The 10,063-nt window shown below is 65.1% G+C and carries 10 protein-coding genes and 1 pseudogene; 7 read left to right on the top strand and 4 right to left on the bottom strand.

Features of this window, described 5'->3' with window-relative positions; all coding sequences use genetic code 11:
* Positions 1–194 precede the first annotated feature (194 nt).
* The gene (gene arfB / locus KBY74_RS11620) at positions 195–647 is read right to left on the bottom strand and encodes an alternative ribosome rescue aminoacyl-tRNA hydrolase ArfB (RefSeq protein ID WP_254942844.1); all 453 of its coding nucleotides are present in this window, start codon (positions 645–647) and stop codon (positions 195–197) included.
* A gap of 99 nt (positions 648–746) precedes the next feature.
* Between arfB and speE the strand changes: the two genes are divergently transcribed.
* Together speE and speB are read left to right on the top strand one after the other, a co-directional pair.
* Positions 747–1,583 (top strand): polyamine aminopropyltransferase, encoded by an 837-nt coding sequence (gene speE, locus KBY74_RS11625; RefSeq protein ID WP_254942845.1) that lies wholly within the window; start codon positions 747–749, stop codon positions 1,581–1,583.
* Positions 1,583–2,458 carry an agmatinase gene (speB, locus tag KBY74_RS11630; RefSeq protein ID WP_254942846.1) on the top strand — a complete coding sequence of 292 codons (876 nt, stop codon included), beginning with the start codon at positions 1,583–1,585 and terminating at the stop codon, positions 2,456–2,458. Before speE ends, speB begins: the two co-directional genes overlap by 1 nt.
* Here speB and KBY74_RS11635 read toward each other — a convergent pair.
* Together KBY74_RS11635 and KBY74_RS11640 are read right to left on the bottom strand one after the other, a co-directional pair.
* Positions 2,452–2,850: a Crp/Fnr family transcriptional regulator gene (locus tag KBY74_RS11635; protein WP_254942847.1), complete on the bottom strand. Its 399-nt coding sequence runs from the start codon at positions 2,848–2,850 to the stop codon at positions 2,452–2,454. The genes speB and KBY74_RS11635 overlap by 7 nt on opposite strands.
* A 121-nt stretch (positions 2,851–2,971) precedes the next feature.
* Positions 2,972–3,214, bottom strand: coding sequence for a hypothetical protein (locus KBY74_RS11640; protein ID WP_254942848.1), 243 nt, complete (start codon positions 3,212–3,214; stop codon positions 2,972–2,974).
* Between the two features lie 112 nt (positions 3,215–3,326).
* Here KBY74_RS11640 and gcvT point away from each other — a divergent pair, with 112 nt between their 5' ends.
* The 5 genes from gcvT to KBY74_RS11665 all read left to right on the top strand — a co-directional run bounded on the left by gcvT (position 3,327) and on the right by KBY74_RS11665 (position 9,792).
* Positions 3,327–4,439, top strand: a complete 1,113-nt coding sequence (gcvT, locus tag KBY74_RS11645; RefSeq protein ID WP_254942849.1) for a glycine cleavage system aminomethyltransferase GcvT — start codon at positions 3,327–3,329, stop codon at positions 4,437–4,439.
* Positions 4,440–4,482: 43 nt separating this feature from the next.
* Entirely contained in the window at positions 4,483–6,309 is a 1,827-nt protein-coding gene (aspS, locus tag KBY74_RS11650) for an aspartate--tRNA ligase (protein WP_254942850.1), read from the top strand.
* Between the two features lie 77 nt (positions 6,310–6,386).
* Complete coding sequence (locus KBY74_RS11655) at positions 6,387–7,325, top strand: RNA polymerase sigma factor, RpoD/SigA family (protein ID WP_254942851.1); 939 nt, start codon at positions 6,387–6,389, stop codon at positions 7,323–7,325.
* A 45-nt stretch (positions 7,326–7,370) separates the two neighbouring features.
* Positions 7,371–7,847 (top strand): Dps family protein, encoded by a 477-nt coding sequence (locus KBY74_RS11660; protein WP_254942852.1) that lies wholly within the window; start codon positions 7,371–7,373, stop codon positions 7,845–7,847.
* Between the two features lie 325 nt (positions 7,848–8,172).
* Positions 8,173–9,792 (top strand): CTP synthase, encoded by a 1,620-nt coding sequence (locus KBY74_RS11665; RefSeq protein WP_254942853.1) that lies wholly within the window; start codon positions 8,173–8,175, stop codon positions 9,790–9,792.
* Positions 9,793–9,826: 34 nt separating this feature from the next.
* Here the strand turns inward: KBY74_RS11665 and KBY74_RS11670 are convergent.
* Positions 9,827–10,063, bottom strand: a pseudogene (locus KBY74_RS11670) (hemolysin D); the annotation flags it as partial.

Below are 10,063 nucleotides of genomic sequence, written 5' to 3' on the forward strand. Positions count from 1 at the left end.
CCTAAAGGGCCGCTGCATCGGCGAGCTCGAAGGCCTCTGGCAACAGGCCAAGGCCGAGATACGCGCTGAAAACACGCCAACGCCAGGCTGCTAAGCCCTGAGCGCAACAGCCTCGCAAGTTCCGTACAACCTGTACAGATTTAGGGACACCCAGCCAACACCTCAGTCCTCCGGCAGCTAAAACCTCCGGCAGCTCAGTACTCCGGCAGCTGAGGACGGGACCCCCGCTGCCCCTTGATCGCACCACGCTGCTTCTTGGCCGCCAGACGCCGCTGCACTGAACCACGGGTGGGCCGAGTCGCCCGACGCGGTGGTGGTGGCGGCTTGATCGCCTCCTGCAGCAGCTCCACTAGGCGCCGCTGGGCCGCCACCCGGTTTTGCCATTGGGAGCGGTGCTCACTGGCCGCAATCACCACACAACCTTCCACCAGCTTTCCCTCCAGTCGCCCCAGGGCCCGGGCCTTGATCGTGGGCGGCAGCGCCGCAGAGGCTGCCAGATCAAACACCAGCTCCACCCGTGAATCGGTGGTGTTCACGTTTTGGCCGCCGGGGCCGGAGGAGCGAGAAAAACGCCAGGCCAGCTCGGCGGCGCCGATCACCAGCGCTGGGGTCAGCCGCAGATCCGCCGTGGGTCGCAGGGGAGCCATGGATTCGGGGGAACCAAGGATTCGGGGGAGCCAAGAAATCAGCCTGTCACGGCCAACACACCGGCGATGCGCAAGGCTGGAGGCTGCGAAATTTTGGCCATGGGCTGGATCGACGAGGTCTTCGACGGCGTGCGCTATGGCCTGGAGGGCACGGTGGTCGCTGAACAGGATTCAGCCTTCCAGAAGGTGACGATCATCGACAGCCAGCGCTACGGCAAGGGCCTGCTGCTCGATGGCTGCTGGATGACTGCCGAGCGCCAGGAGCGGCACTACCACGAGGCGATCGTGCATCCGGCCCTCTGCAGCGCCGCCAGCATCGAGCGGGTGCTGGTGATCGGCGGCGGCGATGGCGGCACCGCCCGCGAGTGCCTGCGCCACGCTGGCGTGCAGCACCTCGACCTAGTGGAGATCGACGGCCTGGTGGTGGAGTGGAGCCAGCAGTACCTGCCCAGCATCGGCGGCGGCTGCTGGAGTGACCCCCGCTTCCACCTCACCGTCGGCGACGGCATCGCCTGGGCCGCGAACGCCCCTGAAGCCAGCTACGACGTGGTGATCGTGGACGGCTCCGACCCGGCTGGCCCGGCCGAGGGCCTGTTCAACAGGGCCTTCTTTGAGCAGTGCCGCCGCATCCTCAAGCCAGGCGGTGTGTTCGCCACCCAGAGCGAATCGCCCGAGGCCTTCCGAGCGGTGCATATCGACACGGTGAAGCTGATCCGTGAAGTTTTCGGCCATGCCGATCCGATGTATGGCTGGGTGCCCATGTATCCGAGCGGCTGGTGGAGCTGGACGTTCGCCGCCACAGACGGCCGTCGCTACCTGCAGCCGGATCCCGCCCGCGCCGCGGCCGTCGACTGTGGCTGTGATATCTGGTCCCCCCGCTGGCAGCGCGGCGCCTTTGATGCCGTGCCCGCCGCCATCGAACGGGAGCTGGGCTGATGTTTGACACGGATCTCTTTGACAAGGATTTGTTTGATTCAGACGGCGCCATCTACATGGGCAGCCAGCGCGAGCCCGCCGGCTGCCGCGTGGGTCTGTTTGGCGTGCCCTACGACGGCACCACCTCCTTCCGCCCCGGCACCCGCTTCGGCCCGGCGGCAATCCGCGAGGTGAGCAGCGGCCTGGAGAGCTACTGCCCCCAGCTCGATCGCGACTTGGAGGAGCTGGCCATCGCCGACCTCGGCGCGGTGGACATTCCCTTCGGCGCCCCCGAGCCGGTAGTGGCGGCCGTGAAGCGAGCCACCGAAGCTGTGCTGGCCCTGGGGCTCAAGCCACTGATGCTGGGCGGCGAGCACTCGATCAGCTCCGGCGCCGTGGCGGCCGTGGCCGCGCAGCACCCGGAGCTGGTGCTGGTGCAGCTCGATGCCCACGCCGACCTGCGCCAGGAATGGCTCGGCGCCCACCACAGCCACGCCTGCGCCATGCGCCGCTGCCTGGAGGTGCTGCCCAGCCAGCAGCTGCTGCAGATCGCCATCCGCAGCGGCACCCGCGAGGAATTCAGCGAGTTGCGGAGCAGCGGCCGCCTGGTGGCGATTGAGCGGATGGCCGAAAGCCTGAAACCCCTGCGCGGCAAGCCCCTCTATCTCACAGTGGATCTGGATTGGTTTGATCCAGCGGTGATGGCCGGCACCGGCACCCCGGAGCCCGGCGGCTTCCTCTGGCGGGATTTCGCTGCCCTAGTGGAGGAGCTGCGCCACCACAACCTGGTGGCCGCCGATGTGGTGGAGCTGGCGCCGATGCTGGATGCCACCGGCGTGAGCAGCGTGCTGGCCGCCAAGGTGGTGCGCAGCCTGCTGTTTCTGCTGGATCAATAGCAGCAAGTGCCGCTGGTGCGCTGTTCGCGCAGGCGCTCGTGCTGCTGGCTGATCAGCAACACCGCCAGAGTCGGATGGTTGTGGAGCAGGTTCAAGAAGCGCAGGCGATCTAGCCGCAGAATCTCAACAGGGGTACAGGCCACGGCTTCGTTGCGATAAATGCCGTCGCGCCAAAGGATGTCTTGATAGCTGAACAGCTCTCCGGGGCGGTAGCAAAGCTTCTCGCCGCTCTCGCTGATCACCTCGATGATGCCGCGGCGCACCCCATAAATCGAGTCGGCCCGGGAGCCCCTGGAAAACACCTTGGAGCCGGTGGGCAGAGTGAGAACCTCGCAATCCACCTGAGCCGCCATCAGCTCCAGCGGGGTCGTGATCGTCGCCGAAGCCACCATGCCCCATACCCCCTAATCGAAACCAGAGCCCCTTAATACAGCTCTGCCGCCCATGGCGGCTAGCCATGGCGAGCACAAAGGCCAAAAAAGCCCCAAAACGAGACAAAATTACAGATTTTCTTCAGCTTTTGCCAAAGGCTGATTCAAGGCTGAGCTGCTGGTTCGGCTGGGCTGGTGTCCCCCCAGCTGCTGGCGCCGCATTAATCGCAGGCAGCCGCGGCGGCCGGGCCGTCCAGTGGTGGCACCACAGCTCCAGTGCCAATTCAGGGTGGATCGGCAACTGGCGCAGCTGACACCAGCCGAATTCAGCGCCACTGGGTGGGGCGCAATGGCGGCAGCTGCGGCAGCAAGGGCGCTGACCCATCCAAGGGAGAGATCTGGTCTCTCAAGGTATGGACGTTTGGTCAAAGTGGTATCGAATACGGCGAATCTTCCAGGTTCCTTATTGATTCCGCAGGCCTGCATAGGATCCGGCCATGGGTTTAATACGCACCCCCCTGTTTGAAGCCGCCCAAGCCGCGGGTGGCCGGATGGTGCCCTTTGCCGGCTGGGAGATGGCTGTGCAATTTGAGGGCTTGGTGGCAGAGCACCAAGCCGTGCGGCGCCGCTGCGGCATCTTCGACATCTCCCACATGGGGGTGCTGACCCTGCGGGGCGCAGGCGCCAAAGAAGCCCTGCAGGCTCTGGTGCCCACCGACCTGTTTCGGATTGGCCCCGGCGAGGCCTGCTACACAGTGCTGCTCAACGAGCGGGGCGGCATCCGCGACGACCTGATTGTTTACGACCGGGGTTGGCAGGCAGATGGCCAGTGCCACGAACTGCTGCTGGTGATCAATGCCGCCTGCGCCGCAACCGACACGGCCTGGATCCGCAGCCAGCTAGAGCCCCAGGGCATCAGTGTTGAAGATCGCAAAAGCGATGGCGTGCTGCTGGCCCTGCAGGGCCCGGAGGCGACCGCCCGGCTGGAGGAGTTGGCGGGTACCAACCTGAGCGGCCTGCCCCGCTTCGGCCACCGGGAGCTGAAACTGGCTGGCGCCAGCGCCTTTGTGGGCCGCACTGGTTACACCGGTGAAGACGGCTTCGAACTGCTGCTGAACCGGCCAGACGGCCTGCTCCTCTGGGACAAATTGCTGGCCAGCGGCGTCAGCCCCTGCGGCCTCGGCGCTCGCGACACCCTGCGCCTGGAAGCGGCGATGCACCTCTACGGCCACGAGCTGGATGGGCACACCACACCCCTGGAGGCCGGCCTGGGCTGGCTGGTGCACCTGGAAATGCCCAAAGCCTTCATTGGTCGCGAGGTGCTGGAGCGCCAGAGCGCCGCGGGAGTCCAACGGCGCCTGGTGGGATTGAAGCTGCAGGGCCGCGCCATCGCCCGCCATGGCTACCCGGTGCTGGCTGCCGGGGCTCCAGTGACTAGTGAGCCGGTGGGACACATCACCAGCGGCAGCTGGTCACCCAGCCTCGAAGAAGCGATCGCCCTGGCCTACGTACCAGCCAGCGCCGCCAAGCTGGGCACCGAACTGGCAGTACAGATTCGCGGCAAGGCCGAGCCAGCGCTGGTGGTGAAACGTCCCTTTTACAAGCGCTGACGCCACCGGGTGGGACAATCGCCCATTCACTCCGGATCTCAGCATGCGCAGCCACGGATGCGGCGACCTGCGTCACGACGCCAGCGGCCAGACCGTGCAGCTCTGCGGCTGGGTAGACCGATGTCGTGACCACGGCGGCGTGATTTTTGTCGACCTGCGCGACAGCAGCGGCAGCGTGCAGATCACCGTCGATCCCGACAATGGCGCCGAGATGTTCGCCATAGCGGAGCACCTGCGCAACGAAACGGTGATTCAGGTGGCAGGCAAGGTGCGGGAGCGACCCGCCGATGCCATCAACGACCGACTGGCCACCGGCCGCATCGAAGTGCTGGCCAGCGCCATCACCGTGCTCAACGCCGTTAAGGGCAACCTGCCCTTCCCCGTGTCGGTGCACGACGAGGAGAACACCCGCGAAGAGCTGCGGCTGCGCCACCGCTACCTCGACCTGCGCCGCGAGCGCATGAACAGCAACCTGCGCCTGCGCCACCGCACCGTGCAGGCGATGCGCCGCTTCCTGGAAGACCAGGGCTTTATCGAGGTAGAAACCCCGGTGCTCACCCGCTCCACCCCCGAGGGCGCCCGCGACTACCTGGTGCCCAGCCGGGTGTGCGGTGGTGAGTGGTTTGCGCTACCCCAGTCGCCCCAGCTGTTTAAGCAGCTGCTGATGGTGGGCGGGCTGGAGCGCTACTACCAGGTGGCCCGCTGCTTCCGCGACGAAGATCTGCGGGCCGATCGCCAGCCGGAATTCACCCAGCTGGACATCGAAATGAGCTTCATGGACCAGGAGCAGATCCTGGAGCTCAACGAGGCCCTGATCGCCTCGATCTGGAAGGCCGTGAAAGGGGTGGAGTTGCCCCGTCCCTTCCCGCGCCTCACCTGGCACGAGGCCATGGCCCGCTACGGCACCGATCGCCCCGACACCCGCTACGGCCTGGAGCTCACCGACGTCTCCGACCTGGTGGCAGGCATGGGCTTCAAGGTATTCAGCGGCGCAGTGGCCGCCGGCGGCTCCGTGAAGTGCATCGCCGTGCCTGGTGGCAACGACGCCATTAGCAACGTGCGCATCAAGCCCGGCGGCGATGTGTTCAGCGAGGCTCAAAAGGCTGGGGCAGGCGGCCTGGCCTTCATCCGGGTGCGCGAAGGCGGCGAGATCGACACGATCGGCGCCATCAAAGACAACCTCACAGAAGACAAAAAAGCCGAACTGCTGGCCCGCACCGGTGCCACCCCCGGCACCCTGCTGCTGTTCGGCGCGGGCGATACGGACACGGTGAATAAGGCCCTCGATCGGGTGCGCCAATTTCTGGCCCGCGAGCTTGGCCTGGTGCCGGCCGACCGTGACAACGACCAGTGGAATTTCCTCTGGGTGGTGGATTTCCCGATGTTTGAGTTCAACGCCGGCGAAAACCGCCTCGAAGCCCTGCACCACCCCTTCTGCGCCCCCAACAGCGCGGATCTGGGTACTGATCCCGCCGCCTGGGCCAACACCCTGCCCACGGCCCGCGCCCAGGCCTACGACCTGGTGCTCAACGGCCTCGAGCTGGGCGGCGGCTCGCTGCGCATTCACGATTCGGCCCTGCAGCGCCAGGTGCTGCAAACCATTGGTCTGCCCCTGGAGGAGGCCAACCAGCAGTTCGGCTTCCTGATGGACGCCCTCGACATGGGTGCCCCACCCCACGGCGGCCTGGCCTACGGCGTAGATCGGATCGTGATGCTGCTGGCGGGCGAGGAATCGATCCGCGACACAATCGCCTTCCCCAAGACCCAGCAGGCCCGCTGCCTGATGACCGGCGCGCCTGGCGGTGTGGCCACCAAACAACTAGACGAGCTGCATGTGGCCAGCACCTGGGTTGAGGAAGACGAAAGCTGAAAGCCAAAACAAAACGGGGCATTTGGCGCCGCAGCTGCCCAGCGCAGCAACGGTGAAGCACCACTAATCCATTGGGCGTGCCCCACACCCCCACCAGCACCGATCCGGTGCGGCTTTACCTACAGGACATCGGTCGGGTGGACCTGCTTACCCAGGAGCAGGAGCTCACCCTGGCCCGGCTGGTGCAGCGGCGAGAACAGCTACTGCGCGAGGGCGATCCAGACAAAGACGAACTGTGCAAAGACGAACTGGCCGACAAAGAGCGACGGCTGACCCTGCACCGCGGCAAAAGGGCCAAGGAGCGGATGATCCAGGCCAATCTGCGACTGGTGGTGTCAGTGGCCAAGAAGTACCAGCGCCGGGGCATGGACCTGCTGGATCTGGTCCAGGAGGGCACCTTGGGACTGGAGCGGGCCGTGGAGCGCTTTGACCCGACCCGGGGGTTTCGCTTCAGCACCTACGCCTACTGGTGGATTCGCCAGGGCATCACCCGGGCCCTTGCCAGCCAGAGCCGCACGATCCGGCTGCCGGTGCACATCACCGAGAAGCTCAACCGAATTAAACGGGCCCAGCGTGAACTCAGCGCCCGGCTAGGCCGCCTGCCCTGCGTGGCTGAAATCGCCCAGGAGCTGAATCTCAGCGAAGCGCTGATCCGCGAAACGCTGCTGCAGCTGCCCAAACCCGTCTCCCTGGAGGCCCGGGTGGGCAAGGAACAGGACATGCAGCTCGGCGATCTGCTGGAAGACGGCCACGGCACACCTGAGCAGGAACTCGCCCGCGAGCAGCTGCACAACGACCTCGAGGCCCTGCTTGAAGACCTGAGCAGCCGCGAAGCCGAGGTGATCCGTCAACGCTTCGGGCTAGTAGACGACACTCCCCGCAGCCTGACTGAAATCGGCGCTGCCATGCAGCTCTCCCGGGAGCGGGTGCGGCAGATCGAATCTCGGGCCCTGCTGAAACTGCGCCAACCCCAGAATCGCTGCCGCGTGAAGGATTATCTGGGCAGCCTCGACTAACCCAAGCAATCCGGGCTAAAACGCAGTCACTACGGATAAGTCGCCATGGCAACCGACATTGACATCGGCATCCCGGAAGCCCAGCGGCTGGAGATCGCCGCAGGCCTGGGCCGCGTGCTGGCTGACAGCACCGTGCTCTACGCCAAAACCCACGGCTTCCACTGGAACGTCACCGGGCCGATGTTCAACACCCTGCACCTGATGTTTATGGGGCAGTACACCGAGCTCTGGAACGCCCTAGACGCCATCGCCGAGCGCATCCGTGCCCTTGGCTGCCCGGCCCCCTTTGGCGGCGCCACCTATGGCCAGCTCTCCTCAATCGCCGAAAGCCAGGGCATCCCGGCAGCATTGGAGATGGTGCGCGAGCTGGTCCTCGGCCACGAGGCGGTCGCCCGCACCATCCGCAGCGTCATGGTCACCGCCGATGGGGCCAACGACCAACCCACCGCCGACCTGCTCACCCAGCGGCTGCAGATCCACGAGAAGACCGCCTGGATGCTGCGCAGCCTGCTGGAGGGCTAACGGAATGCCGATTGGGCGTCTGGCTTCGGCCGGTCAACGCCCGCTTCGCGGGCAATACCGGCCTCTGACCAGACACCCAATCGGACCAAGCGAGCCTCCGCAGGCTGCACGGGAACCTCCAGGGCTGAATGGCCCCAAGCCCACGGGCCAGCCAACCGCTAAAGGGCCTGAGCCTGCCCCCAGAACGCTCGTGGCTCCTGCGAGGTTCGCTGCGGTGAGCGCGGTGGTGCCCGCGCCGCGGGCGTGACCGCCGAACCCAGCCAGGCCCCGCTGGCGCAAGGGAGCCTTGGAAGGCCCGGTACATTGAAGGGTCAGCCACCGGGATATGAGCAAGTTCGTCTTTGTCACCGGCGGCGTGGTGTCGAGCATCGGCAAGGGCATCGTGGCCGCCAGCCTGGGGCGCCTGCTCAAGAGCCGCGGCTACAGCGTTTCGATCCTCAAGCTCGACCCGTATCTGAACGTGGACCCGGGCACGATGAGCCCGTACCAACACGGTGAGGTGTTCGTCACCGAGGACGGCGCCGAGACCGATCTGGATCTGGGCCACTACGAACGCTTCACCGACACCGCCATGTCGCGCCTCAACAGCGTGACCACCGGCTCGATTTACCAGTCGGTGATCAACAAGGAACGCCGCGGCGACTACAACGGCGGCACCGTGCAGGTGATCCCCCACATCACCCGCGAAATCCGCGAGCGCATCCATCGGGTAGCCGCCAACAGCAATGCCGACGTGGTGATTGGCGAGATCGGCGGCACGGTGGGCGACATCGAATCGCTGCCGTTTCTTGAGGCGATACGCGAATTCCGGGGCGATGTGGGCCGCCAGGACCTCGCCTACGTGCACGTCACCCTGCTGCCCTTCATTGGCGTTTCGGGGGAACTCAAGACCAAGCCCACCCAGCACTCGGTGAAGGAGTTGCGCTCGATCGGCATCCAGCCCGATGTGCTTGTATGCCGCAGCGACCGGCCCGTGAGCGACGAGCTGCGCCGCAAGATCGGTGGCTTCTGCGGCGTGCCGCAGCGGGCCGTGATCCAGGCCTTGGACGCCGACAGCATCTACGCCGTACCGCTGGCGATGGAGCAGGAGGGCCTCTGCCGCGAGGTACTCGATGTGCTGCAGCTCAGCAACGCTGAAAGTGACATGGCCCGCTGGCAGGAGCTGGTAACCAAACTGCGCCACCCCGGCCCGGCGGTGAAGGTGGCGTTGGTGGGCAAGTACGTGCAGCTCAACGACGCCTATCTATCGGTGGTGGAGGCCCTGCGCCACGCCTGCCTGGATCGGGATGCTTCGCTTGATCTGCACTGGGTATGCGCCGAGCAGCTCGAAAGCCAGGGCGCAGAAGCTCTGCTGGCCGGCATGGATGCGGTGGTGGTGCCCGGCGGCTTCGGCAACCGCGGTGTAGACGGCAAGGTGGCTGCAATCCGCTGGGCGCGGGAACAGCAGGTGCCCTTCCTGGGCCTGTGCCTGGGCATGCAGTGCGCCGTGATCGAGTGGGCCCGCAACCAGGCGGGCCTGGCCGGTGCCACCAGCGCCGAACTTGATGCAGACACGCCCCATCCGGTGATTCACCTACTGCCTGAGCAACAGGACGTAGTTGATCTGGGCGGCACGATGCGACTGGGCGTTTACCCCTGCCGGCTAGCTGCAGACACGATGGCTCATCGCCTTTATGGCGACGAAGTTGTATACGAACGCCACCGACACCGCTACGAATTCAACAATGCTTACCGCAGCCTCTTCACCGAATCGGGCTACACAATCAGCGGCACCTCGCCTGATGGCCGCCTAGTTGAATTAATTGAATTACAGAGCCACCCATTTTTTACAGCCTGCCAATATCACCCCGAATTCCTCTCCCGCCCCGGCAAGCCTCACCCCCTATTTCGCGGCTTAATTGAGGCCGCCCAGCAGCGCCTGCCCCACCAAGCTCAACTGGACTGACTATTTCACTAAAGCAACTTGACAGGCAAATTAGCTAGATTTGCTTAAGGGAGTCTGTTTTATCTTTAAATTCTCCAAGCAGAAGCTGCAGGTAAGTTACCTTGCGCAGTTTGATATTGGCCGTAAGTGACATACCCACTTGCAAAGGCAGGCTCTTGCCAGATTTCAGCTTGAGCTGCTGGGTATCGAGGGCAATCGTAGCTGGGAAGCGGTAGGTCTGATTACGCTCATCTGGGGGCAAAGCATCGGAACCAATGCGCTTAACGGTGCC

This window comes from Cyanobium sp. A1C-AMD, from assembly GCF_024346495.1.
GTDB lineage: Bacteria > Cyanobacteriota > Cyanobacteriia > PCC-6307 > Cyanobiaceae > Cyanobium_A > Cyanobium_A usitatum.

What these genes read in the sequence shown, in the direction of transcription:
- KBY74_RS11665 (WP_254942853.1), top strand. Translation starts at nt 8,173, where the DNA reads ATGAGCAAGTTCGTCTTTGTCACCGGCGGCGTGGTGTCGAGCATCGGC.
- KBY74_RS11640 (WP_254942848.1), bottom strand. Translation starts at nt 3,214, where the DNA reads ATGGGTCAGCGCCCTTGCTGCCGCAGCTGCCGCCATTGCGCCCCACCC.
- arfB (WP_254942844.1), bottom strand. Translation starts at nt 647, where the DNA reads ATGGCTCCCCTGCGACCCACGGCGGATCTGCGGCTGACCCCAGCGCTG.
- KBY74_RS11660 (WP_254942852.1), top strand. Translation starts at nt 7,371, where the DNA reads ATGGCAACCGACATTGACATCGGCATCCCGGAAGCCCAGCGGCTGGAG.
- KBY74_RS11635 (WP_254942847.1), bottom strand. Translation starts at nt 2,850, where the DNA reads ATGGTGGCTTCGGCGACGATCACGACCCCGCTGGAGCTGATGGCGGCT.
- aspS (WP_254942850.1), top strand. Translation starts at nt 4,483, where the DNA reads ATGCGCAGCCACGGATGCGGCGACCTGCGTCACGACGCCAGCGGCCAG.
- gcvT (WP_254942849.1), top strand. Translation starts at nt 3,327, where the DNA reads ATGGGTTTAATACGCACCCCCCTGTTTGAAGCCGCCCAAGCCGCGGGT.
- speB (WP_254942846.1), top strand. Translation starts at nt 1,583, where the DNA reads ATGTTTGACACGGATCTCTTTGACAAGGATTTGTTTGATTCAGACGGC.
- speE (WP_254942845.1), top strand. Translation starts at nt 747, where the DNA reads ATGGGCTGGATCGACGAGGTCTTCGACGGCGTGCGCTATGGCCTGGAG.